General features: G+C 62.4%; 23 protein-coding genes. 10 read left to right on the top strand and 13 right to left on the bottom strand.

Annotated features, from left to right (window positions below; all coding sequences use genetic code 11):
* Positions 1-180 precede the first annotated feature (180 nt).
* The 3 genes from NGM68_RS06375 to NGM68_RS06385 all read right to left on the bottom strand — a co-directional run bounded on the left by NGM68_RS06375 (position 181) and on the right by NGM68_RS06385 (position 3,070).
* Entirely contained in the window at positions 181-636 is a 456-nt protein-coding gene (locus tag NGM68_RS06375; RefSeq protein ID WP_252700807.1) for a DUF7313 family protein, read from the bottom strand.
* 145 nt (positions 637-781) lie between these two features.
* Positions 782-1,669: an NAD(+)/NADH kinase gene (locus tag NGM68_RS06380; RefSeq protein WP_252700808.1), complete on the bottom strand. Its 888-nt coding sequence runs from the start codon at positions 1,667-1,669 to the stop codon at positions 782-784.
* 90 nt (positions 1,670-1,759) lie between these two features.
* Positions 1,760-3,070 carry a M28 family peptidase gene (locus NGM68_RS06385; protein ID WP_252700809.1) on the bottom strand — a complete coding sequence of 437 codons (1,311 nt, stop codon included), beginning with the start codon at positions 3,068-3,070 and terminating at the stop codon, positions 1,760-1,762.
* Between the two features lie 215 nt (positions 3,071-3,285).
* On the opposite strand from NGM68_RS06385, the gene pdhA reads away from it, so the two are divergent.
* Both pdhA and NGM68_RS06395 read left to right on the top strand, forming a co-directional pair.
* A complete protein-coding gene (gene pdhA, locus NGM68_RS06390; protein WP_252700810.1) occupies positions 3,286-4,356 on the top strand; it encodes a pyruvate dehydrogenase (acetyl-transferring) E1 component subunit alpha in 1,071 nt (356 codons plus the stop codon).
* 259 nt (positions 4,357-4,615) lie between these two features.
* Positions 4,616-5,047, top strand: a complete 432-nt coding sequence (locus NGM68_RS06395) for a CopG family ribbon-helix-helix protein (RefSeq protein ID WP_252700811.1) — start codon at positions 4,616-4,618, stop codon at positions 5,045-5,047.
* Between the two features lie 352 nt (positions 5,048-5,399).
* Here NGM68_RS06395 and NGM68_RS06400 read toward each other — a convergent pair whose 3' ends face one another.
* Positions 5,400-6,062 (bottom strand): helix-turn-helix domain-containing protein, encoded by a 663-nt coding sequence (locus NGM68_RS06400; RefSeq protein ID WP_252700812.1) that lies wholly within the window; start codon positions 6,060-6,062, stop codon positions 5,400-5,402.
* 360 nt (positions 6,063-6,422) lie between these two features.
* Here NGM68_RS06400 and NGM68_RS06405 point away from each other — a divergent pair, with 360 nt between their 5' ends.
* Positions 6,423-7,298 (top strand): CbiX/SirB N-terminal domain-containing protein, encoded by an 876-nt coding sequence (locus NGM68_RS06405; protein ID WP_252700813.1) that lies wholly within the window; start codon positions 6,423-6,425, stop codon positions 7,296-7,298.
* A 3-nt stretch (positions 7,299-7,301) separates the two neighbouring features.
* Positions 7,302-8,501 carry a DR2241 family protein gene (locus NGM68_RS06410; protein ID WP_252700814.1) on the top strand — a complete coding sequence of 400 codons (1,200 nt, stop codon included), beginning with the start codon at positions 7,302-7,304 and terminating at the stop codon, positions 8,499-8,501.
* A gap of 97 nt (positions 8,502-8,598) precedes the next feature.
* Here the strand turns inward: NGM68_RS06410 and NGM68_RS06415 are convergent, their stop codons facing one another.
* Positions 8,599-9,165: a SprT family zinc-dependent metalloprotease gene (locus NGM68_RS06415; RefSeq protein WP_252700815.1), complete on the bottom strand. Its 567-nt coding sequence runs from the start codon at positions 9,163-9,165 to the stop codon at positions 8,599-8,601.
* An 11-nt stretch (positions 9,166-9,176) separates the two neighbouring features.
* The gene (locus NGM68_RS06420; RefSeq protein WP_252700816.1) at positions 9,177-9,662 is read right to left on the bottom strand and encodes a metal-dependent hydrolase; all 486 of its coding nucleotides are present in this window, start codon (positions 9,660-9,662) and stop codon (positions 9,177-9,179) included.
* 189 nt (positions 9,663-9,851) lie between these two features.
* Here NGM68_RS06420 and NGM68_RS06425 point away from each other — a divergent pair, with 189 nt between their 5' ends.
* Positions 9,852-10,082: an Lrp/AsnC ligand binding domain-containing protein gene (locus NGM68_RS06425; protein ID WP_252700817.1), complete on the top strand. Its 231-nt coding sequence runs from the start codon at positions 9,852-9,854 to the stop codon at positions 10,080-10,082.
* Positions 10,083-10,315: 233 nt separating this feature from the next.
* Here the strand turns inward: NGM68_RS06425 and NGM68_RS06430 are convergent, their stop codons facing one another.
* On the bottom strand, positions 10,316-10,876 hold the full coding sequence (locus NGM68_RS06430; RefSeq protein WP_252700818.1) for a DUF5813 family protein: 561 nt from the start codon (positions 10,874-10,876) through the stop codon (positions 10,316-10,318).
* Between the two features lie 207 nt (positions 10,877-11,083).
* Between NGM68_RS06430 and NGM68_RS06435 the strand changes: the two genes are divergently transcribed.
* Complete coding sequence (locus NGM68_RS06435; protein ID WP_252700819.1) at positions 11,084-11,221, top strand: hypothetical protein; 138 nt, start codon at positions 11,084-11,086, stop codon at positions 11,219-11,221.
* Here the strand turns inward: NGM68_RS06435 and NGM68_RS06440 are convergent.
* The gene (locus NGM68_RS06440; RefSeq protein WP_252700820.1) at positions 11,218-11,607 is read right to left on the bottom strand and encodes a DUF7522 family protein; all 390 of its coding nucleotides are present in this window, start codon (positions 11,605-11,607) and stop codon (positions 11,218-11,220) included. The genes NGM68_RS06435 and NGM68_RS06440 overlap by 4 nt on opposite strands.
* Before the next feature lie 152 nt (positions 11,608-11,759).
* On the opposite strand from NGM68_RS06440, the gene pan2 reads away from it, so the two are divergent.
* Together pan2 and NGM68_RS06450 are read left to right on the top strand one after the other, a co-directional pair.
* The gene (pan2, locus tag NGM68_RS06445; RefSeq protein WP_252700821.1) at positions 11,760-12,986 is read left to right on the top strand and encodes a proteasome-activating nucleotidase Pan2; all 1,227 of its coding nucleotides are present in this window, start codon (positions 11,760-11,762) and stop codon (positions 12,984-12,986) included.
* A 184-nt stretch (positions 12,987-13,170) separates the two neighbouring features.
* Positions 13,171-13,653: a pyruvoyl-dependent arginine decarboxylase gene (locus NGM68_RS06450; RefSeq protein WP_252700822.1), complete on the top strand. Its 483-nt coding sequence runs from the start codon at positions 13,171-13,173 to the stop codon at positions 13,651-13,653.
* Positions 13,654-13,752: 99 nt separating this feature from the next.
* Here the strand turns inward: NGM68_RS06450 and NGM68_RS06455 are convergent, their stop codons facing one another.
* From NGM68_RS06455 to NGM68_RS06465, 3 genes are all read right to left on the bottom strand, one after another.
* Complete coding sequence (locus NGM68_RS06455) at positions 13,753-15,675, bottom strand: aldehyde ferredoxin oxidoreductase family protein (RefSeq protein WP_252700823.1); 1,923 nt, start codon at positions 15,673-15,675, stop codon at positions 13,753-13,755.
* Between the two features lie 400 nt (positions 15,676-16,075).
* Positions 16,076-16,258, bottom strand: coding sequence for a DUF1328 family protein (locus tag NGM68_RS06460; protein WP_252700824.1), 183 nt, complete (start codon positions 16,256-16,258; stop codon positions 16,076-16,078).
* A 265-nt stretch (positions 16,259-16,523) separates the two neighbouring features.
* Positions 16,524-18,374: a bacterio-opsin activator domain-containing protein gene (locus tag NGM68_RS06465; protein ID WP_252700825.1), complete on the bottom strand. Its 1,851-nt coding sequence runs from the start codon at positions 18,372-18,374 to the stop codon at positions 16,524-16,526.
* Between the two features lie 112 nt (positions 18,375-18,486).
* Here NGM68_RS06465 and NGM68_RS06470 point away from each other — a divergent pair, with 112 nt between their 5' ends.
* Together NGM68_RS06470 and NGM68_RS06475 are read left to right on the top strand one after the other, a co-directional pair.
* A complete protein-coding gene (locus NGM68_RS06470; protein ID WP_252700826.1) occupies positions 18,487-18,693 on the top strand; it encodes an HVO_0649 family zinc finger protein in 207 nt (68 codons plus the stop codon).
* Between the two features lie 154 nt (positions 18,694-18,847).
* A complete protein-coding gene (locus NGM68_RS06475) occupies positions 18,848-19,477 on the top strand; it encodes an HAD family hydrolase (protein ID WP_252700827.1) in 630 nt (209 codons plus the stop codon).
* A 183-nt stretch (positions 19,478-19,660) separates the two neighbouring features.
* Here NGM68_RS06475 and NGM68_RS06480 read toward each other — a convergent pair whose 3' ends face one another.
* Positions 19,661-20,308: a helix-turn-helix domain-containing protein gene (locus NGM68_RS06480; RefSeq protein ID WP_252700828.1), complete on the bottom strand. Its 648-nt coding sequence runs from the start codon at positions 20,306-20,308 to the stop codon at positions 19,661-19,663.
* 80 nt (positions 20,309-20,388) lie between these two features.
* The gene (locus tag NGM68_RS06485; RefSeq protein ID WP_252700829.1) at positions 20,389-22,317 is read right to left on the bottom strand and encodes a molybdopterin biosynthesis protein; all 1,929 of its coding nucleotides are present in this window, start codon (positions 22,315-22,317) and stop codon (positions 20,389-20,391) included.
* Between the last annotated feature and the right edge of the window lie 197 nt (positions 22,318-22,514).

Below are 22,514 nucleotides of genomic sequence, written 5' to 3' on the forward strand. Positions count from 1 at the left end.
TTATACGCTGTCAGCACCCAAGAGCCTTGGCCGACGTTCGTAGCGACGTGACTGTCTGTCTCCGTGGCGCGGTACCTGTCCAGTGGGTGTACGTTCGATCGGGGGTAGATCGATCGAACGAGCGAGTGAGTGTGATCGCGCGAAACGAGGGAAAAAGGCGCAATCGAGACGAGCGCCGTTCTAGACGATCGTTTCCCAGAGCGGTCGGATCAGGAAGAACAGCGACTGGTAGGCGATGTAGAGGAAGACGAACGTCGAGGCGAACAGCGCTGCTTTCGGCCGCTCGAGGGGCATCTCCTGGCGCGCTTCGACGAGGCGCGCCTCGAACTCGAAGAAGTCCGCGACCAGCAGGCCGATGGCGAGGGTCGTGAAGACGACGCCGCCGTGGACGTGAACCGTGATGTAGTAGAACCCGCCGAGGACGATCAGGACGTTCGTCACCTCGAGCGCGAGGCTTCGAGAGAGGGCGTCGGCGCCGTCTTCGCGGACGGCGGCGACGTGACTTCGGTGGGTCAGTGCACGAACGAGCAGGTTCACGACGACGAGTCCGAGCAGGACGAACTCGATGAGGGTGACGCTGGCGACGACCTCCTCACCGAGGACGTCGACCGGGCCAAACAGCGCTGGTGATAGCATACCTGAACCACGGTGGTTCGTGCATTAGAATTTTTCCAATGTCTTTCGGCGGGATTCGGCTGTCACGTCGCCCGGTCATTTGTCACTCTAAAATCAGATAATGGGAGTTAGAGGGGTTGTACCGGCCGAAAATGGTGTTCTGAACTCATCCGGCGAACGGGTCGCGACTGAACGGCGTCTCGAGCACCCCGAGTTCGGCGGCCGGATCGACCGCGATATCGACGCGCGCGCCGAACTCGAGCGTCCCGACACGGCGGTCGTCGACACAGAGGGTGACGTCGTCGCCCTCACGTTCGACCGACAGCGAGAGGCCGTCGTCGGGAAGCACCCAGTGGCGGGTGCGCGTGACGAACGGGGCGATGGGGACGACGGCGAGACCCGATATCGCTCCCGACAGCGACGGGCCGTCGGCGGCGCTGGCGTAACCGTGGCTCCCCGCTGGGGTAGCGGCGACCACGCCGTCGGCCCGGAACTGTGCGATCTGTCGCCCGCGGCTGGTGACGCCGTACTCCGAGATGCGAGCCGCTTCGGCGGTCACGAGCGAGACGTCGAACAGCGCGCGGGTTCGGGTTTCCTCGCTCGAGCCAGCATCACTCGAGCCAGCGTCACTCGAGCTTGCATCGCTCGAGACCGACAGAAGCGGATACGCTTCGGTGGTGGCTTCCCCAGCAGCGAGCGCGTCGAATGCGCGCCCCAGCGCATCAGCAGGAATCGGGGAAACGCCCGGGCTGGTGTCGACCGGGAGAACGGGCGACATCGCGGTGGCGTCGGCTCGAGCTACCGCGGTAAGAGCACTGTCGCCGAGAGCCACGACGAGCGTCGGATCGGCAGCGAGAACGGTGTCGGGCCCACCGGTCACGAGGTCGATGGCATCGTCAGATCCTTCGAAGCGACCCGCATCGTCGAGCGCGGTGTGAACCAGCGCCGTCGGATCGCTCACACCGTCTGCGTGGGTCGGCGACGCGGTCGCTGGTTCGACGTCGATCACGCCGATGAGAGGGTCTGGGTCGAGCGTCCACCCGTCGTCGTCCATACCGTCCTTTCCGGGGGATCGATCAAAAACGTGTGCGGTTGTGGTCGATCCAACGTTGGGGGCGTCTCCGATCGTCGCAGGTACCGGTTTTCAGTCGTCGTACGGCCAGTCACCGGTGATCCGCATCCCCTCGGCGAGATCCTGTTCCTCGAGCATTTCGACGATGTCGTCGGGGGTTTTGTGCTCGGTAGTCACGTCTTCGCCCGTGAGGTGGACGACGAGGTCGGTGAGCAATATTGCCTGCTCGCGCAGGTTGCGTTTCTCGATCTTATCGAGCGTGTCGGCGAACGTGTGCCCCCAGCCGCGTCCAACCTCGTCGGAGGTGCTCATGACGTGATATCCCGGGACGCCCCAGCGAGTAAACGGCCAGTGATCGCTGTGGGGGCCGAGGCGAGGAATCGCCTCGACCGGGTGGCCGTGACGGTCAGCGATTTCGTCGGCGGCGTCGGCGAGTGCGTCGAACCCGTGGGTCGTCATCGAGAGCGTCCGTCCCCGGACGACACCGTCGTTGTTCACGATGGCTTTGATCGACTCGTGATCGGTCGTCTCTGCGTGATAGCCCGAACCGACGAGACCGACTTCTTCGGCACCGTAGGCGACGAACTCGACGCGGCTCTCGAGGTCGTCCTCGCGGGCGGCGAGGGCGTGTGCGAGTTCGACGACCATCGCCGTGCCGGCACCGTTGTCCATCGCGCCCTCGGCGATGTCGTGTGCGTCGATGTGGCTCGTGACGAGTACCCGCTCGTCGGTGTCGGGACCGAGTTCGGCGTGGACGTTCTGACTCTCCGCGTCCTCGATCGTCGCTTCGACGCTGACGTCAATCTCCTCGCCGTCGAACCGGCGGGCGAGTCGGGAACCGACCTCGCTCGAGACGCCGACGGCGGGAATTTCGCCGATCGGATCGTCCGCGGTGCCGACGCTGCCGGTCGGCGGGAGACAGCCCTCGACGTGGTTCCGGTAGACGAAGCCGGCCGCACCGTTGACGACCGCGTGGTAGTACTTCTCCCGGCGGTGAACGTACCGGTCGAAGTAGCTCGGAATGTCACTGCGAACCATGACGATCGAGCCCTCGACATCGGCGTCCTCGAAGTCCTCGGGGAGGCCGTAGCCGAGGTCAACGAGCGGCGCGGTCGCCGACGCGGATGGACTGCGAGGCAAGGCGATACAGTCCTGTTCTTCGCCGTCGGTGGTGATCGAACTCTCGCCGCGCTCCCAGCCCTGGATGTCGAACGATTCGAGCCGAGCGTGCCGAGCACCGGCAGCCTCGAGCGCGTCTCGAGTCACTTCGGCCGCCTCGCGCTCGCCGGGGGAACCGGCCATCCGGTTTCCGATATCGACGAGTGCCTCGAGGTGATTCCAGCCGCGATCACTGGTAAAGATGTCGCCAATCCATTCGGACATATGCCGGAGTAAGGTTTGCCCGGCGGCCTAACTGTTGGGGAAGCGGCCGTCCGGAACATCGACGGATCGTCAATATTTGCGCGAACCGCTGGAGGTTTTCTGTTGGATTGTTACATGGGTTTAAATGCCAGTTACGATATCTTGGTGGAGGGGGCAAAAGGCCATAGTTTATTAGCCAGTGGGTCGACTATCCCGATAGAACGTTGGTGCACAACATGGCAAGTCACGTCGATGAAATCGTTCGAGTGTTGCCCACGGTCGAAGACGACGAAGCCGACGAGGAGTCGCCAACACCGTTTTCCGAGGCGACGCTTCTCGAGCTGTATGAAACACAGGTACTCGCTCGAACGTTCGACGAGAAAGCTATCAGCCTCCATCGTCAGGGGCGGATCGGCACGTACGCGCCACTGCAAGGCCAGGAAGCAGCCCAGGTGGGCGCGGCGATGGCGCTCCGCGAGGAGGACTATCTATTTCCGACCTATCGCGACCACGCGATGTATCTCACCCGCGGGCTGCCGCTCTCGGAGGTCGTCCGTCACTTGATGGGACGAGGGAACTACGTCGACCGACAGGACGAATCTGACCTGCGAACGTTCCCGATCACGATTCCGATCGCAACGCAGTTACCACACGCCGTCGGTATCGGAATGGGCGCGAGCTACAAGGGCGACGACGTCGTCGCGATGGCGAGCCTCGGCGATGGGGCGACCTCCGAAGGGGACTTCCACGAAGCGCTCAATTTTGCGGGCGTCTTCGAGGCCCCAGCCGTCTTTTTCTGTCAGAACAACGGCTACGCGATTTCGGTGCCTCGAGAACGACAGACTGCGAGTGCGACCATCGCCCAGAAGGCCGATGCTTACGGCATCGAGGGCGTTCGGGTCGACGGCAACGACGTCCTCGCCGTCTACGACGTCGTCACCGACGCGCTGCAGCACGCTCGTTCGGGCGGCGGCGCGACACTCATCGAAGCCGTAACCTACCGTCGTGGCCCCCACACCACCACCGACGATCCGGACGTCTACCGCGACGAAGACGAGTGTGAGGAGTGGACGGATCCGCTCGAGCGCACGCGGGGGTACCTCGAGGACGTCGTCGGCTGGACGGAAGCGGACGATCAGGAAGTTCGCGAGCGCGCACAGGAACGCGTGCAAGCCGCTGTCGAAACCGCCGAAGCCGAATCCGATCCAGAACCCGAGACGATGTTCGATCACGTCTACGCTGGCGACCATCCGCGCTACCCACACCAGCGCGAGCAGTTGCCGGACGATCCGGTCGTCAATCACTGATAGGGGGAACAATGTACCGCCGTTTGCCACTACGGGGTCTGCAAACGTCGGTGCGTCCCTACAACGATTCCGCTGAATCGTCGACCGTTCGCTACTGGATTCTGCCATCGAGATGCGGCCGAGGGTGCATTTCTACGCACCATGTTATTAGTCGCCTACCGGTTGTGTACGTCCAGTACCGGGAATTAGCCTCTATTCTCGACGTTCCGAGGCGGATAATATACTAAGCCTTAATATGTTATCGCCACTCATTTATTATATGGCCGTTGTTAGCGTCTCGATGCCGGATGCACTCCTCGAACGTCTCGATCAGTTCGCCGACGATCACGGATACACGGGTCGAAGTGAAGTCGTCAGAGAAGCCTCGCGAAACCTCCTCGGAGAGTTCGAGGACACCCGTCTCGAGGATCGGAAACTGATGGGGCTCGTCACCGTCCTGTTCGATTACGAAACGACGAACGTCGAAGAGCAGATGATGCACCTGCGCCACGAACACGAGTCGCTCGTCTCATCGAATTTCCACACCCACGTTGGGGATCACTTCTGTCTGGAGCTGTTCGTTCTCGAGGGTTCACTCGAGGAGATTTCGACGTTCGTGGGTAAGATTCGGGCGACACAGGACGTGCTGTCGGTCGACTATTCGGTCAATCCCGTCGACGGATTCGATCCGCTCTCTCACCAGCACGGATAACGTCGCGGTTTTTGCGGTGGCAGGCTGTCGTTTCGAAGTGTTCGACGAGTGCTCCCGTGTAACCGGTCTCACTTCGTTTGAGAATCTGACTCAGTGACGGACTCGAACTCCACACTGCCACACCGGCACCCGTTCTTTTGACCGATCGGATGAATACTGTTATCCGGGAGAACCCAGGCAGAATACACAGACCCACATTCACAACACCGTGCAGCCGTCTTTACCCAGTCGTCTTTCCCCTTCATGTCTCTCGGTTTCGTCGCGAACTGACCGTGTCCGTAAACGCAGTATCCGAGGGGAACGACAAGACGCCGTTGGTTGTATATACAACCCTTGATGTGTGTCGGGTCGGTTAGCCGTCGTCTGAACGCGTGATCGCAATAGTACTCGTAATGAGGTTCTTGTGTGCCACGTGCAGTCGCTTCGAGAGCGCCTGCTGGGAGATTCCTAACATGGCAGCCAGCTCAGTCATCGTCGCGCGTTGTGGCACCTCGTAGTAGCCGGCCTCGAGGGCGGCAAGCAGCGTGTTTCGCTGTGTTGATGAGAGTTCGAATTGGGCACTCGCCATCGGTTGATTTTGCTCCTGGAGGTGCAGCAGTTCGAACCGAATGTCGTGTTCAGAACAGTAGGCACGAAAGGCAGCGAGATTCTCGTGGTCATCGAATCGCATCCGCAACTCCCATCGACCGTCCTTTCCGACCGCTTTGAGTAGCGTTGCGCCGATTTCGAGATAGGCGGTGACGATCGATTCGACGTTCTTCGTCCACTCGGCTCGATACAGTTTCGAATCGTCCACCTCGTCGATAACGGTGGCGTGGTTCACCGAGCCATCCGCTTCGAACGCCTCCTCGAATGCCTCGAAGTCACCACCGGTGACCCAGAAATACGGCATGATCCGATCCTCCATCGTCGCGACCACCCGCTCGACTTCGACGACCATCTCGGGAGCGGCGGCGAGCACGTGATCTAAAGCGAAGTCGTCGGATGTGACGGCGATCTCCGCGATGAAGCTCATAACTGGCGGGTTCAATGGTGGGTCGAATAAATACGTATGATCGAGCCAAATCTTCGAGACACGTCGTAGACGGTTGTAGGCGTACCTCTCTATGCAGGTTGGGACACACGAAATGGTGAAACGAAGGGCTGGTCACTCGCGGGTATCACGCCCGCAGGAGCAACGAGGGGGGAGTGTTGCCCGGTGGAACTGACCACCGCGAGTGTACTTTCACCAATACGGGGTAGTTACGAAAGCGTTAGTCCAAAATATTTTGGCATCTCTCGAACGGATATCGGTCGACCGGGAGCACGTTCAGCCGAATCAGCAACGGAATCCGACAGCGAAGTCGATAAACCGCCGCCGCCCCAACCCTCATCTATGCAAGCGCTGGTCATCGTGGCACACGGCTCACACTTGAATCCGGGGTCAGCACAGCCGACGTACGACCATGCGGATACGATCCGTGATACGGGTGCCTTCGACGAAGTTCGCGAAGCGTTCTGGAAGGAAGAACCACACTTTCGGGAGGTGATTCGCACCGTCGAATCCGACGAGGTGTTCGTCGTCCCGTTGTTCATCAGCGAGGGGTACTTCACCGAACAGGTGATACCCCGCGAACTCCGCCTCGAGGGCTGGGATCCCGACCTGTGGGACTCGGACGGTACCGACGCCAGCGACGTGTCACTCGCGGTTGGCGACGCGGAGAAGGTCGTCCACTACTGTGGCCCCGTCGGGACGCACGACGCGATGACGGACGTCATCGTCCAGCGAGCGGAGACCGTCACCGGTGACAGTGACGTTGGAGAGGGGTTCGGCCTCGCTGTCGTCGGACACGGCACCGAACGGAACGAGAACTCCGCGAAGGCAATCGAGTACCACACAGAGCGCATTCGAGATCTCGATCGATTCGACGAGGTCGAGGCGCTGTACATGGACGAGGAACCCGAAATCGACGACGTCACCGATTACACGGACGCCAAGGACATCGTCGTCGTCCCGCTGTTCGTCGCGGACGGCTTTCACACCCAGGAGGACATCCCCGAGGATATGGGATTGACCGACGATTTCCGCGAGGGGTGGGACATCCCGGGGGAGGTCGACGGCCAGCGGATCTGGTACGCAGGCGCAGTCGGCACCGAAGCGTTCATGGCCGACGTGATTCTCGAGCGGGCTGCCGACGCGGGTGCGGAACTCGGCGACGCGCTCGAGCAGGTACAGGCACGAACCGGTGGCACGCCAGCGACGGGTGACTGATCGATGCCGGGACAGCGTGACGGGATGCGCTCGGAACTGGAACTCACCGATGCGGTAGGCGAGGCCGTCCTCGAGGCGGTTCGCGAGACCGACAACGCCACCACCGCGATCGATTTCGACGGCCTTCGTATCGGTCAGGACGAGGACGGCTACGTCCTCGAGACACCGGAGACGGCCCACGACGGACTCACCGAGGCCGACCTGGCCGCGGCGCTCGAGTCTGCGGCCCCCTACGTCACCAACTGGCACTTCTGGGAGCGGACGGTCGGTGGCGAGGGAACCGCCAGACGGGCGTTTTTACGCTGGGCGGAGGGTGCCTCGTTCGATACCGACGGTGGAGCCAGTGACGACTCGTCCGACCCCGATTCGGTGTTGCTCGAACGCCACGACGCTCTCGAGTCCGCGTCCGGCGTCGTGCGCCACTGGGGCGAACTCGAGCTGCGGACGCGACTAGCCGACGCCGAGATCGACCAGCGCGGCGAACCCGGCGGCCGGGTCTACGAAATCCGCCACGTCGACGACAGCGCCGAACCGCTCGACGGCCTCGAGCGATACGATGATCCGCGCGAGGCCCGCGACCTCGTCACCTACGACGACCGTGGTCGCTACCGGCCGCTGAAGACCGCACCCAGCCTGGTATCGGGCTGGTGTTTCGACGACCTCTCGAGCAGCGAGTTCGTCGAGACGATTCGCGCGATCTACCCCGCGACGATCGCCAACTGGCACCGCGAACAGCGGGGACGACTCGACGTCGACCACTGGATCGAGACGGCCGAGCGCCAGAGCGGCATCTACGACGTGATCGACGAACTGCCGCGGGAGGCCCTCGAGTGGGTGACCGAGGCCTGTTGTGTCGACTCCCAGTGTCTGAAGCGCCGGAAGTGGCACTTTGACGAGGACGACGAGCTATCGACACCCGGTGGCGACGGCGAGTTCCCCTGCCGGGAACCGTGTTCGCTGGTCATCGCCGCGGCTCGAAAGTGGACGATCCTCGAGTCCGAGAATGAGAAGACGTGGGAACTCGAGTTGACGACGAGCGAGATGAACCAGTTGGCCGAAATCGTGGACGCCGTCGCGGATGGCCGGGTCGACGAGATTCGGGAAGCGGACGTCTACGACGGCGCGAATCGCTATCGGGCACGGTACTTGCGAGCGAAGCGGTTGACGGACGGTTCGCTGGACGCAGACCAAACGGACGACTGAGTCGCTCGCATATTGCTGGCTGCGTGGATCTCGAGTTAGCCCGACGTTTCGGCTACCAGTCGGTGACGGGCGCCGCCTTCACCGACCGCTCCCCCGCTTACCACTCCTCGCCGAGAGCCGCTTTTACCCCACCGTAGCCGCTCGAGCACGTCCAGGTGCGGCCGCTGTCGCTGTGTTCGACCGTGTAATCCGCTCCGCACGAACCACACCGGTACCGTTCGGGCGTCGTCACGGGCTTCGAGGCTCGGTGGCGGGTCGCCCGCCAGTCACAGCTCTCGTTCTGACACCGGAGGACGTACCGAGGCTCGGTGAACGAGGGACAGTGACGCGGTGCCTCGAGACGGGCGGCGACGCGGCGAAATCGCTCCCCGTGGCCGGATTCGCCGAACTGCTGGTACTCCCAGGCGTGGATCAGTTCGTGGCGGACGACCGACGCAAACGTCTCCCACTCGTAGGCCTCGTATGCCGCCCGCGAGAGGACGATCGTCGCCACCTCGCGAGAGTGCTCCCACCGGCAGAGTCCTGCGCGTCGCTTCGCTCGGGCGGACACCGCCCACTCGAGGTGATCCCAGTCGACGTCGATGTCGACGGTTCGAGCGTGAATGCGCGCTCGCGCGAGGAGTTCGTCGTCGACGGTTAACGGTTCGGTATCTGCGTCGCTCACGGATCGATCACTTACAGTCCGATGGCTCGCTGGGCCGGTTCGGTCACCCAGTGATGGGCTTCGTACAGGATGGCCGCGGCGATCACCAGTTCGCCCACGGTGACCAACACGGTGACCAGGTCGGACTGTCTGCTCGAGACCGCGACCCCGACAGGCAGTCCGAACTCCTTTTTCCAGACCGGGTAGAACAGCGCGATGCCGCGCTTGCTCCCGGCGACGTCGAGGATGTAGTGGGTCAACACGCCCAGCCAGACCCACTCGAGGTTGCCGAAGTAGAACGGAAACAGTGCAAATCCGACGAAAATCGGCAGATTGTGGAGGGTCTTGCGGTGGCGACCGAAGGCGGTGTCGACGTCGGGAAAGAGGGCTCCCAGGGTTACCGGCACCCCAATTTCGATCACGGTGGCGAAGGTGGCTTCGTCACCGGCTGGCTCGATGAGATATGCCAGCCCGATGCTCAACAGCACAGCGTTGAGCACGTGTCCTTTCTTGTTCATCGACTTCGACTGTGTAGCCGACCACGAAAAACCTGTCCTCGTGACTGTCCCGCCCCGGGTGGGTTTCGGCCACGGCGCAGCGGCCGTGTTGGCGGGGGTACTGGTCAGCGTATTCGAGGGAGTATCTGCGCACGACCCCGACGGGCGGGCAAACACTTTAGTCGTGTCAGGGAGTACCACACCTCCGAAATGGTTCACGCGTTCATTATGGTGAAAACCGCCGCCGGGAAGTCGGAGGGACTGCTCGCGGACATCCGCGGCCTCGAGAAGGTGACCGGTGCCCACATCGTCGCCGGTAACTACGACATCATCGCCGAAGTCGATGCTCCCGAGGTGTACGATGTCTTGCACGCCGCCTCCGGTGAGGTGCAAAGCCTGGAAGGCGTCACTGAGACGAAAACGTACATCGCGATGGATTGATGCCTCGAGGCGTTCACAGTGTGTGGGCTCTTCCCACCCCTATATTACGTTAATTGTAGAATATTACTATAACAAAGATACCTTTGCGTCTGTGACGCCTTTACGTTCGATACGAACGCTGGCCGATTTTCGACTCGCCCGAGACCTGATTCACCAGGTTGAGGCATCCGATAGTTCGGTGTCCCTGTCTGGCCGATACCACGTGTACACAGTGGACGAACTTTCCCTGACGCTCACAACCGCGGGTCGCTTCGGCCGGAACCTTCATCTCGAGGCCCACTGCTACCCGTTTCCGCCTCACGGCCCGCCTGCTGGGCATTCGTGAGCAACGCGGCAGCCGACCCGCGATAGCTGTAGCCGGGGATAATGCCCTGGGCGTAGGTTCCCTCCACGTACTCGATCAGGGTCTTGGCGTCGTCGACCCCCTCGGTGGCATCCCAGGCGACGTACTCGAGGATCACACGCACCTCGCCCGCGGCCAGATCCCGCTCGATCCGGGGAGTGTCGTGCGTGCTCGTCTGTGCGACCGAAAAGATGTCCTCGAGTCGCCGCTCGAACGTTTCGAACCAGCCGTCTTCGACGACGGGGGCGACGTCGTCGTCGGTCGCCGCATCGAGCGTTGGCATCACGACGGTCACGGTGAATTCGCCGTTACGCTCGCCGTCAGCGGATGTGGCCGTCACGGTCGTTTCGAACACCGTCGTCTCGAGTGCGTAGGCGTGTTCGTCGTCGATCGGTGTGAACGCCTCGTGGCCCTCCAGGGCGTCGTCGACTGGCGGTGGTAACGCTGTCATTGATCGAATGAGGCTCGTCACGAAAAAGGGTGTTACGTTCTCGCCTCCACTCGAGGCTGGATGGGGGGCCGGACGAGGCCGGATAAACGAGAGGCGATCGTTCGCCGAATCAAGACCATCGGTGGCTGTTTGGTTTCGGTGTATAATTCCTGGTTAAGCGGTTTACGAGACGTATAACTACAACGGTTTCCCCCATGAGTCGGTGGTATGGCACTCGATAAATACGCTGCAGAAAAACGTCGCTTCGCTCGCTTGCTCGGTACAGATGGTGAACACGGTTCAGGGCTCCCGATCGGTGAGCAGACCGAATCGACGGATCGGCCGGCAGTCACCGCAGACGATTAATCGATATCGCCTCCCCCCAGGAACGTGTCGAGCGCTGTTGCAACTTCTTCGAAGTCCTTGATCGTCAGTCCGTCCGTGGTGACGAAGACGCCCTCCCGATCGGTTGTCACGCGGATGAGGAACCCGTTGTCGAAGACTCGAATCGTGTAGTTGTAATCACCGAGTTCTGAGCCTTCGTAGGCGGTCTGGGTCGTCTTGAAGCCGCGCCACTCGTGACCGATGAAACTCGTGAGGTCGGCGTCGCGCTCGAGGTCGCCCCGCAAGTAGAGCTGTTCGTAGTCGTCGCGGGTGAAGTACGTCACCGAGCGGAGGCTGTCGCCGACGGTGGTTCGGCAGGTGGTGACGATCCGGTCGGCCGTGTCGTCCGTAATCAATCCCGTCGCCATACAGGGGAAGGATCGCCCGACCGCATAAAAGACGCGGCGGGAGAGCGGAGGAGAGTGGCTGACACCTCGACGTGAACGCCGGCGGAAGGGGGTTGATGGTCTCCTGAACCCAAAGGCAGATGTACCGTCGGCAGGTATGCTCGGTTGTCAGGATGTCTCGAAGCCCGTCGCTCCCCGATACGCCGACACGTGAGATCGATCCGGATCTCCCCGACGATGAACGGCTCGAGGCGCTCAAAGAACACCTCGTGCAGCTAGCCGACGCCAACGAGCAACTGGCTGCACAGCTGGACGCCGCTCACGAGCGGCGAACGCGCCTTGGTGAGAACGTCACTCGCATCGAACGCGAAAACGAAGTACTCAAAAGCTCTTCGCTGTACCTCGCGACCGTCGAAGACTGTCTGGGAACCGAAGTCGTCGTCAAACAACACGGCAACAACCAGGAAGTACTCACCGAGGTCACGACGGAGATGGTAGACGATCTCGATCCGGGCGACCGGGTCGCAGTAAACGATTCCTTCGGGATTCAGCGGATTCTGTCGGCCGAAACCGACGCCCGCGCCCAGACGATGGAGATTACCGAAAAGCCCACCGTCACCTACGACGACATCGGCGGCATCGACGACCAGGTTCGCGAGGTTCGCGAGGCCGTCGAACAGCCACTCGCCGAGCCCGAACTGTTCGAGAACGTCGGTATCGAACCACCCGCCGGTGTGCTCCTGTATGGGCCGCCGGGGACCGGGAAGACGATGCTCGCGAAGGCCGTCGCCAACCAGACCGACGCCACCTTCATCAAGATGGCCGGCTCCGAACTCGTCCGGAAGTTCATCGGCGAGGGTTCACGACTCGTTCGGGATCTCTTCGAGATGGCCCGCGAACGCGAACCCGCCGTCATCTTCATCGACGAAATCGACGCTATCGCCGCCACACGGACGGAGTCGAAGACCTCCGGCGACGCCGAAGTCCAGCGGACGATGATGCAGCTCCTCTCGGAGATGGACGGGTTCGACGAACGCGGCGACATCCGCATCATCGCGGCAACGAATCGCTTCGATATGCTCGATAGTGCAATCCTCCGACCCGGCCGATTCGATCGGCTCATCGAGGTACCCGAACCCGACATCGAGGGGCGAAAACGCATTTTCCAGATCCACACCCGGAACATGAACGTCGAGGACGATGTCGACTTCGTCGACCTCGCCGAGGCGACCGAAGGCTTCTCTGGAGCCGAAATCGAGTCCCTCGCGACGGAGGCCGGGATGTTCGCCATCCGCGACGACCGAACCACGGTCGAACACGCGGACTTCGAGGCCGCCCTCGAGAAGATCGAGGCCGGCGACACCGAAATCGTGACGACGGCGAACTACTTCTTCGACTGATAGTGAGTCGTGGAACTGTCGAGGTACTCGAGGTCTACCGCCTCCGATCGAGTGTCTCGGAATCTCAACGAATCAGTAGAAGCTGGGACTGACGTCGGTTCGACCGACGAGACGGTGAGTCGAGGCCCGATCTACGGGCATCGAAATCGCAAGCCCTTACGCTGCCGATCACCGACCGAGTGGTATGAGCACGATTCGAGTCGTCTGGGGGTCGGCGACCGCGCCGACGAAGATGGCCTCCTACGACGCCGCACTCGCGGATGCGGGTGTCGAAAATTACAACCTCGTTACCGTCTCCTCCGTCATCCCCGCCGACGCCGACGTCGACCCCGTCGGGACGGCTCCCAATCTGGGTTCGATCGGTAACCGACTCACCGTCGTCGAGGCACGCGCGACGACCGCCAGCGTGGGGAGTGCCAGTGCTGCCCTCGCGTGGGTGCAATCGGATCACGGCCGAGGGCCCGGTCTGTTCTACGAAACTGCTGGCGAGGAAGACTCTGAAAGCGTCGAGGCGCGCGTCCTCGAGGGACTGGATGCCGGACAAGATCTCCGAGACTGGGCGTTCGACGATCCCGAGGTGCGCGTCGAGACCGTTTCGGGAACGGTCGAGGGGTACGCGACGGCGGTCGTTCTCGCCGTCTACGGCAAGAGCGAGCCGATTTGCTAGCGCCTCGTATCGAGCCGATCTGTTAGCGAGTCGCTCGAGCGAGCCACTCTGTTGGATCGGTTCGCGTGCCGACTCAAAACGTAAAAAGGCGTCCTCGAATCAGTCGTCGGCCGGTGCCGGTGAATCGCCAGCCGAGACGCCGGTTCCCGGGCCGAGGTCGATACCGAGTTCCGCGAGTTTCTCGTCCGGGACGACGCCGTCGACCCAGCCGCGGTGGTCGTAGTATTCGGCTTTCATCTCCTCGAGTTCGCAGTACTCGCCCTCGCTCGCCCCCTGACCGCGGATGCCGTCCTCGAGGAAGCGGGCGGGAAGTGAGTCGTCGCTGCCGTCGAAGCCGGCGAGGTTGTTGTAGTAGCGCTCGAGGTTGTAGACGCGTTCGCCGGCTTCCATCAGCTCGTCCTCGGTGACGTCGAGGCCGGTCATACCGTTGTACTGGAGGACGTACTCCTCGATGCCTTCGGCGAAGGCGTTGAACTTGCAGATGTCGAAGGAGTCGCTGATGGCGTGGAGATCCTGGAAGGCCGCGGTGAGTTCACCTTTGCCCTCCCACTCGTACGGATCGACCTTCTCGGGAATGCCGAGAATCTCGGCTGCTGGCGTGTATCCGCGGAGGTGACACGCTCCGCGGTTCGAGGTGGCGTAGCCGATCCCCATCCCCTTCATACAGCGTGGGTCGTACGCCGGGATCGTCTGGCCCTTCACAGCTAAGGAGTTGTCTTCGGCGCCTTTGCGCTCGGCGATGCGGCGGGCGCCTTCGGCCAGCAGGTCGGCCAGATCGTCCTCGCGGCGACCGATCCGCTCGATCATGTCGATCATCGTCTCGGAGTCGCCCCACTCGAGTTCGCCTACGCCCTCGAGTTTGCCCTCCTCGGTCATCTCCATCGCCATCGCCATCATGTTGCCCGCTTCGATGGTGTCGATGCCCATGTCGTTACAGCGGTCGATCATGAGGGCGATGTCGTCGCGGTCTGTGTGTCCCGAGTTGGGGCCGAGGGCGAACGCGGACTCGTACTCGTAGGACTCCATCCGGACGTTCATCTCCTCGCCCTTGTGCATCGCCTGGACTTCGACTTCCTTCTTGCAGGCGACCGGACAGGAGTGACACGTCGGTTCGTCGACGAGGATGTTCTCGCGGACGTTCTCCCCCGAAACACGTTCGGCGTCGATGTCGACGTCCAAATCGTCGCGCATCGAGCCCGTGGAGGTGTACTTGCCGTTGCGAGTCGGCAAGCCGTCCATCTCCTCGGTGATATTCATCAGGACGTTCGTCCCGTAGAGCGAGAGACCGCCCTCGTTGGGGGCGGTGACGTCCGATTCGGTGATCGCCTTCATTGCCTGCTGGTGACCCTCTTTGAACGTCTCCGCGTCGGCTGGCTTGGGCATCTTCGTCGTCGACTTGACGACGACCGCTTTCAGTCCCTTGTTGCCCATCACACAGCCGGTACCGCCCCGGCCGGAGGCCCGGTCGTCCTCGTTGATGATACAGGCGTATTTGACCTCGTTTTCGCCGCCCGGCCCGATCGCCATCATCGAGAGATTCTTCCCGTAGGATCCGTCTACCTCCTGCTCGAGCGTGTCGCGCGTCTCGTGGACGCCCATTCCCCACAGGTGGGTGGCGTCCCGAAGTTCGACCTCGCCGTCTTCGATGTAGGCGTAGACGGGGTCGTCCGTCTGGCCCTCGAAGAGCAGACCGTCGAAGCCGGCCCACTTGAGCCGAGCGCCCGACCAGCCGCCGTGGTGACTGTCGGTGACCGTCCCCGTCAGCGGTGATTTGGTGCAGACGGCAATTCGGCCGGACATGGTGACCTGCGTGCCAGAGAGCGGCCCGTTCATAAACGCGAGCAGATTGTCCGGGCCGAGCGGGTCGACGTCAGCCCCCTGCTCGAAGACGTACTTCACGCCGAGCCCACGCGCGCCGATGTACTTTTTCGCATCCTCGTCGTCGATCGACTCGTAGCCAACCGACCCATCGGAGAGGTCGATGCGAGCAACCCGATCTTGAAAACCGCCAAGTTCTGTCATGGTAAACCCTGTTCATTATATTCGTTGTGAAGCCTGTTAGGCGTTCCCACATTACCGTAACCACATGTGGTTACGACAGCTGCGACAGGGCGGTGTGTCGGGGACGCTCCCACGGTCAGAAGATCCACAGGAGGTACCGCACTGGCAAGCACGCTCACCCGGATTCGACCTCGTAACTGTGTGTCGTCAGGTTCGTCGGCGTTCCGATCGAGCAAGAGCAACTGCTGTCGCTCGAGGGGAATCGATCGTAGTGTCATACGTGGCGAGTTCCGCAGAGCGTCGCACACGGAGAATCACGCAGTGGTGCACGCGGAGAATCGACGCGGTGGGTTATATGCACGGGATCGGTACCACTGCGTGACCACTTCCGAAGACACCTCGAACCGAGAAACGGCGGTGTCTATAGCAACAGTGCCACGACTGCCAGGATGATGAATATCAACACGAAGATGCGAGCGATCTCCATGCTGATACCGGCGACGCCACGGGCACCGACGGCGGCGGCGATGATCGCCAGGACGAAGAACACTATCGCCCAGTACAGGAAGCCGCCGCCACCGATTTGAAGCGGAATGTCGAGCATGCGACGGCACCTACCACAGAGCCACATATAAACGCCTGTGACCGTCGTATTTGATTTTTGAGGCTAAGGCGTGACTAGCCAGAAGTAAGTGAGGCTCTTCTCACGTTTGGCCTCTCGCGGACTGTTGGATCTTCGCTCGAGGATCGTCCCATCCATCAAACAGCATAGACCCACACACGAATCCGGGACGAATCGGAGCGGTTTCGACGACAGTCGTGACCACCTGGCTCGCCGTTTTTCCGTGAGTGAAACCGTTTCGGATGGCTCAGTCGTCCCCGAAAAACGCTCGACACAGTTTCGCCTCAGCAGTTCGGAGATGTTCGTGGAACGTCGGTCTCGATACCCCCATCGACTGGGCGAGTTCTTCCCCCGTTGTCGGCCGCGGCCACTCGAAGTAGCCGCCGAGGTAGGCCCGCTGTAACGACGCGAACTGTCGTTCGGTGAGATCCGCCTCGAGGCTGGCTGCAAACTCCTCCTGACTGGCTCCACTTCGTTCTTGCTGTCGGAACGAGATGATGTCTGTTCCCGAATACCGGGCCTCGACCGCCTCGACGACGCTCCGGACGTTCGTTGACTGAGGAATCTCGAGGGTGAGCCGGGCGCTGCCGTCCGCGGTGTCAATAGACTGCACCACCACCCCGCGATCTGACAGCCAGCGGACGATGTCATCGTGGTGTTGCAGTTCGACGAGGGTTCGGTCGTCCCGGTCGACGAGTATCTCGAGTGAGGCGTTTTCGAGGGCATCTCCGGCGGCTTCGAGTGCCTCGACGCTGGCGTTAGTCACGGTGAACAACGAGGCCGTATCGTCGCCGGTTCGGTGCACCGAGCGGCGATATTCGAGGGTGCCGCCGGTGTCCGCGCTGATCGCGACCGGTGGCAGGGCCGGGTCGGTGATTTCGATGTCGACGGCGACGACGGAGTCGGTCGCGAGCATTCGACTCGTCTCGCGGGCGTTGATCCCGCTCCCAACCGCTCGCGTCAGCGCCGAGAGGATCAGTCGTTCGCGGTCGTCTACCTCACGTTCCTCCGGGCTACAGACGACCAGCGTTCCGTACTCGATGCCGTTGTACGTTATCGGGAACGCGGCGTGCGTCCGTCCCTCGAGCGTTGCAACTGCAACCGCTTCCGATCGGAGGCTTCGAGCGGCCGGGTGGTCGTCCGCCATCGACAGGGTGGCCGGTTCGACACCGGCGTTCGCACGCACCGCTACGGTGTCCTTCGCTGGGTCGCGCTCACCGACCCAGGCACCTTCGTAGGCAGGGTCGGTAGCGATTCGCCCACACACTGCCGTCTCGAGATCCGAACGGGTCGTCGCGCCGGTAACGGCGGCCGTTACGTCCTGGATCAACCCCTCCACGCGCTCGAGGATGTACTCGAGTTCTGCCGTTCGTTCCTCGAGGGCGAGCTGGGCCTCCTTCCGGTCGGTGACGTCGTTCTGGAAGCCGACGAAGTTGGTGACGGTGCCTTGCTCGTCTCTGACCGGTGCGATCGTCACTTCGTTCCAGAACTCGGTGCCGTCCTGCCGGTAGTTCCTGACCTCGACGGTGACTGGCTGTTCGTTCTCGATGGCCGTTCGCATCGACTTGACGGCCGTCTCGCTCGAATCAGGCCCCTGAAGGAACCGACAGTTTCGACCGACGATGTCGGCGGCGTCGTATCCCGTGAGCTCCTCGTAGGCCGGGTTGACGTACACGAGCGGGTTGTCCTCGAGATCCGGGTCGGAGAGCGAGAAACCGATCGGCGCTTCGTCGATTGCTCGCGTTTTCACTGCCCGGTCGACGTCGACCGGTTCGGTCGGCTCGAACCGCTGGAGGACGATGGTGACGCCGGTCTCTCCTCGGTGAACACGTGCGTCGTACTCATCTATGTCGAGCGGGACGTGTCTGACGGTTCCAAGCATCGTTTCCTGGATTTCGCTGGCCAACCGTTCCCAGTGCTCGTCGAACGCGTCCCCAGGGGACGTTCCGACGACGTCGTCGGGTAACCCGAAGACGCGCCTCGCCGCATCGTTCGCGAAGACGACCGTCTCATCGTGAACTGCCACGACCGGATCGACGACGTGCTCGAGTGCGGCAGCGGCCCCACGTCCGGATCGGTCCGTGTCGGACTCGCTCATACTCTACAAGGGTAGGGAACGGTAGTAAATCTGTGCCGACTATCACGCGGGTGAACAGTCGTGTCTGCTAATACACAGTGGAATTAAGGGCGGCCGAGTTGTATGGTAACACATGTCTCTCTCCAGAAGCCGATCCCCATTCGAACGCCTGCGCCAGAAATTCGATCGTGCCGACCGACAGTGCACGCAGTGTGGATTCACCACCGAGGATGGGGGCTGGCAGGTGACTGCGTCAGGACGTCACGTGTACTATCAGTTCGATTGCCCGTCCTGTGACGCTACCCTGCGCAAGGAGCTTCGGCTGGAGCCCGTTCGATAACCGACGGTGAGCCGTTCGCACGCTATCGGAAGCACTGAAACGGTTCACACACTGATCGCCCACGGCTGGCGATCAGGTGTCCAATGACGTGCAGTGGCTACTACACGCTCGAGCGATAGCCACTTACTTCTGGAGCGTTAAGTGAACTATCCGAATGGTCGATGAGTACGACTTCTGGTTGCTCGATCTCGACGGCACGCTGGTCGACGTCGAGTGGGGATACACCCGGGAGGTGTTCGACCGAGTCGGTCGTCGACTCGAACGGTCGTTCACCGATCGGGAAGCCGACATCCTGTGGAACGGACTGACTGGTTCCCGCAATGCACAGCTCCTGGCGTGGGGAATCGATCCCGATGCGTTCTGGGAGGCATTCCACGCCGAGGAGGATCCACAGCGGCGGGCCGAACTCACCTACCTCCACGAGGACGCCGCCTTCGTCGCCGATCTCGAGACACCGGTCGGACTGGTCACGCACTGCCAGCAGTTCCTGGCCGATCCGGTGTTAGACCACCTCAACATTCGTGACTGGTTCGACGTCACGCTCTGTTGTACCGAACAGACGGGGTGGAAGCCGGATCCCGAGCCAGTGCAGTCGGTGATGGCCGATCTGGGGGTCGTCGGAAACGGCCACCACGGCGTGCTGGCGGGCGACGGTGCGAACGACGTCGGGGCCGCCTGGAACGCTGGCCTCGATGCAATCCACATCGAGCGCGTCGGTCACGACAGACGTGGCCAGTGTGTCCTCGGTGACTATCGCGTGCAGTCGTTCGACGAACTGTTCTGACCGTACTGATCGTTGCGGACGGCGTGGCCAGCGTTACTGATCGTCGTGGACGTTACTAGTTGTCGTGGACGGTGTCGTCAGCGATACAGATCGTCGCGTGCGGTATCGTCAGCGAGGTCGGCTTGCGACGACTGCTGGCGGTGACTGCCACGGCTGGGCCGCCAACTCGAGTGAAAACAACAGTTAGCTGTTCGACTGTTCGTTCGCCGGTTGTACCTCCGCATCGACAAGCGTGCCGTACGCCCGGCGCAACCGCTCGGAGAGTGCCTGGTGGGAGATTCCCAGTTCGCTAGCGAGTTCCTCCATCGAAATCTGGCGCGGGATCTTGAAATACCCCTTTTCGAACGCGGCCGTCAGCGCCTCGTGTTGCTCCGGAGTCAGCCGCGTGTTCGCCGTCGACACCGTCGTCACGTCCGTGACCCGGATGAGGTCGACCGTGACGCCTTGCTCCTCGAGACGCTCGTGGGTGTCGACGAGGTCTTCGCGCGAGCGAAAGCGCATCTTGAACTGCCACCACCCGTCGACGCCACGCCCTTCGAGCAGCGAGCCACCGGAGGTGAGCAACTCGTCGTAGCGACGCTGGGCCCGCTCACAATCCACGTCGTACAGCAATCGATCGTCCGAACTCGCGACGAGTTCGAACGATTCGACCGTTGGATCGCCAGCGAACGCTCGCTCGATCGTCTCACAGGTCGCACCAGAGACCCATAGCGACGGGAGCGTCTTTGATACCGATGACTCGAGCTCGAGGGTCGCCTCCGGGGCAGCCTCGAGCGTCGAAGACATCGCCATGTCCGACGCCGGAATCTGAAACTCGGCTATCGTCGACATCACTCTGTCTACATCGCTGAGCCGTAAAACTGCTACTTCGAGAAAGGCGACTATCAGGCTCGAGAGACCGTCACACCGACTTATTGGTTCATCTGAGATACTGCTGACTCGAGTTCACTGACGCCGGGTTTGTCCGTGCGGTCGGGGGCAACGAGCACGCGAACGGACTGCTCGTCGATTGGGACGAACTCGAGACCGAGATGGGTCGCCGTCTCACGAAGCCCGAGTGCCACGTCGGCCTCGCCGGCGATCACACGGCGTGCGGGGCTCTCGTGGGCACGCAAGCCGATATCGTATCCCGCAATCGCCGACGCGAGCTCCCGACGTGAGCTTCCTCGGCGGTCGGCGGTGGTTTCCAGGGTAGCGTCGAAGCTGGTTCGCAATCCGGAATCGGTCGTCCGATTGACGAACCGGAGGTCGCGGTCGAGAAGGTCGAAAACCCCCTGCACATCGCCGGGATTCCCTGGCGGAACGATCAACCCCCACTCGCGCGTCCAGGAACCGAGTTCCACGTGGTCGACCGTGCGCTCGAGTGGCCCGGCCACGACGGCGACGTCCGGCACACCGTCTCGAAGGCGACGGAGCGCCGGTCGCGATCCGATGGCGAGATACCGGGGGTGCTCGAGTCGATCCAGTATCCGATTCATCGTCGGGTCGTCCTCGCCGACGCCAAAGAGCGTGGGCGGCCGACTGTCCGGCGAGAACAACCGCACCTCGACCGTCTCCCCGGCCTCGAGGTAGTCGGTGTCGGCGTCGACCTCGACGACCCCGTCGGCCTCGGCGAGGCTCGTCGTCGCCCCGCTCCCCTTATCGACGGGGTAGACCAGCGTCGAGCCGTCCCCATCGGTCGTGATCCCGACGGGAACGAGCCGATGGCGACCCTGCTCTGAGCGTTCTTCTCGCGCCAACCGACCCGTTCGCGTCGCCGTTTCGGGTTCGGGAAGCCCGGCAGCCTCTCGGAGCGCTGGCGCGACGAAGGTTCGGAACACCATCATCGCGGAGACCGGATAGCCAGGGAGACCGACGTACGCCGAGTTTCCACCAGCGACGCTCGAGCCCTCACCGTCGACAGAACCGCTCGACGCCTCACCGGCCGGGTCGTTCGACGAACCACCCTCGAGACGACCCACGAGCATCGGCTTGCCCGGTTTGACACTCACCCCGTGGAGCAACAGTTCGCCCTGTTCCTCGATAACGCGATAGATGACATCGACGGCGCTCGCGCTCGTCGATCCCGACGAGAGGACGAGGTCGCACTCGTCGGCCGCCTGGCGCAAGAGGCGTTCCATCTCCGCCTGCTCATCCCCGGCGTGTGGATACACCACCGCCTCGCCCCCCGCTTCCTCGACGCCCGCCGCAATGGTGTAGCTATTGACGTCGTAGATCTCGCCGCGTGCGCTCTCGAGGTCGCCACCTGGGCGAACGAGTTCGTCGCCCGTCGAGATGATGCCGACCCGCGGGCGAGCGCGGACGGGAACCTCGTCGATTCCGAGCGCCGAGAGTAACCCAATCTCCCGCGGCGTCAGTCGCGTGCCGGGGCCGAGTGCCCGTTCACCTGCGGCCACATCCGCTCCCGCGAACATGACGTTGTCTCCCGGGGCCACGCTGGTTCGGACGAGTACCGTCTCCCCGTCCTCGTCCGTTCGTTCGACCGGCACCATCGCGTCCGCACCGTCCGGCATCACCGCTCCCGTCGAAATTTCGACCGCCTCCCCCGTACCGACCGTTACCCCAGGTTCCTCCCCGGCGTGCACTGCACCGACCAGTTCTAGCGTGGCCGGGTCGGCCTCGTCAGCCCCGAACGTATCGGGTGCCCGGAGGGCGTACCCGTCGAGGCTCGCCCGGTCGAACCCCGGCACGTCCAGTTCGGCGTCCATCCGTGCCACCAACACCCGTCCGCGCGCTTCGGCGAGCGGGACGCGTTCGATTCCGGCCTCGAGCGACAGCGAACGGATCGCCTCGTGAGCCTCCGCCGGCGTCGCCAGATCCCGAAATTCCTTGCGTTCCATGGACGCCGTTTGGGGACGGGGGATAAAAACGTCGAGTGCTTTCGTGGCGTTTCACACGATCTGCTCTCACCTCGACAGTCGCCGGCGGGCCGGTCTGACGGCCGCCTGTTTATATACGATAGCGAGGCAGACCACCCATGCGCTAACTCGAGACACGGGTCATGCCGCGGCTGTGCGACACGGTGGCCCGTGATGAA

The sequence above is a fragment of the Natronosalvus vescus genome, assembly GCF_023973145.1.
GTDB lineage: Archaea > Halobacteriota > Halobacteria > Halobacteriales > Natrialbaceae > Natronosalvus > Natronosalvus vescus.

What these genes read in the sequence shown, in the direction of transcription:
- NGM68_RS06375 (WP_252700807.1), bottom strand. Translation starts at nt 636, where the DNA reads ATGCTATCACCAGCGCTGTTTGGCCCGGTCGACGTCCTCGGTGAGGAG.
- NGM68_RS06380 (WP_252700808.1), bottom strand. Translation starts at nt 1,669, where the DNA reads ATGGACGACGACGGGTGGACGCTCGACCCAGACCCTCTCATCGGCGTG.
- NGM68_RS06385 (WP_252700809.1), bottom strand. Translation starts at nt 3,070, where the DNA reads ATGTCCGAATGGATTGGCGACATCTTTACCAGTGATCGCGGCTGGAAT.
- pdhA (WP_252700810.1), top strand. Translation starts at nt 3,286, where the DNA reads ATGGCAAGTCACGTCGATGAAATCGTTCGAGTGTTGCCCACGGTCGAA.
- NGM68_RS06395 (WP_252700811.1), top strand. Translation starts at nt 4,616, where the DNA reads ATGGCCGTTGTTAGCGTCTCGATGCCGGATGCACTCCTCGAACGTCTC.
- NGM68_RS06400 (WP_252700812.1), bottom strand. Translation starts at nt 6,062, where the DNA reads ATGAGCTTCATCGCGGAGATCGCCGTCACATCCGACGACTTCGCTTTA.
- NGM68_RS06405 (WP_252700813.1), top strand. Translation starts at nt 6,423, where the DNA reads ATGCAAGCGCTGGTCATCGTGGCACACGGCTCACACTTGAATCCGGGG.
- NGM68_RS06410 (WP_252700814.1), top strand. Translation starts at nt 7,302, where the DNA reads ATGCCGGGACAGCGTGACGGGATGCGCTCGGAACTGGAACTCACCGAT.
- NGM68_RS06420 (WP_252700816.1), bottom strand. Translation starts at nt 9,662, where the DNA reads ATGAACAAGAAAGGACACGTGCTCAACGCTGTGCTGTTGAGCATCGGG.
- NGM68_RS06425 (WP_252700817.1), top strand. Translation starts at nt 9,852, where the DNA reads ATGGTTCACGCGTTCATTATGGTGAAAACCGCCGCCGGGAAGTCGGAG.
- NGM68_RS06430 (WP_252700818.1), bottom strand. Translation starts at nt 10,876, where the DNA reads ATGACAGCGTTACCACCGCCAGTCGACGACGCCCTGGAGGGCCACGAG.
- NGM68_RS06435 (WP_252700819.1), top strand. Translation starts at nt 11,084, where the DNA reads ATGGCACTCGATAAATACGCTGCAGAAAAACGTCGCTTCGCTCGCTTG.
- NGM68_RS06440 (WP_252700820.1), bottom strand. Translation starts at nt 11,607, where the DNA reads ATGGCGACGGGATTGATTACGGACGACACGGCCGACCGGATCGTCACC.
- pan2 (WP_252700821.1), top strand. Translation starts at nt 11,760, where the DNA reads ATGTCTCGAAGCCCGTCGCTCCCCGATACGCCGACACGTGAGATCGAT.
- NGM68_RS06450 (WP_252700822.1), top strand. Translation starts at nt 13,171, where the DNA reads ATGAGCACGATTCGAGTCGTCTGGGGGTCGGCGACCGCGCCGACGAAG.
- NGM68_RS06455 (WP_252700823.1), bottom strand. Translation starts at nt 15,675, where the DNA reads ATGACAGAACTTGGCGGTTTTCAAGATCGGGTTGCTCGCATCGACCTC.
- NGM68_RS06460 (WP_252700824.1), bottom strand. Translation starts at nt 16,258, where the DNA reads ATGCTCGACATTCCGCTTCAAATCGGTGGCGGCGGCTTCCTGTACTGG.
- NGM68_RS06465 (WP_252700825.1), bottom strand. Translation starts at nt 18,374, where the DNA reads ATGAGCGAGTCCGACACGGACCGATCCGGACGTGGGGCCGCTGCCGCA.
- NGM68_RS06470 (WP_252700826.1), top strand. Translation starts at nt 18,487, where the DNA reads ATGTCTCTCTCCAGAAGCCGATCCCCATTCGAACGCCTGCGCCAGAAA.
- NGM68_RS06475 (WP_252700827.1), top strand. Translation starts at nt 18,848, where the DNA reads ATGGTCGATGAGTACGACTTCTGGTTGCTCGATCTCGACGGCACGCTG.
- NGM68_RS06480 (WP_252700828.1), bottom strand. Translation starts at nt 20,308, where the DNA reads ATGTCGACGATAGCCGAGTTTCAGATTCCGGCGTCGGACATGGCGATG.
- NGM68_RS06485 (WP_252700829.1), bottom strand. Translation starts at nt 22,317, where the DNA reads ATGGAACGCAAGGAATTTCGGGATCTGGCGACGCCGGCGGAGGCTCAC.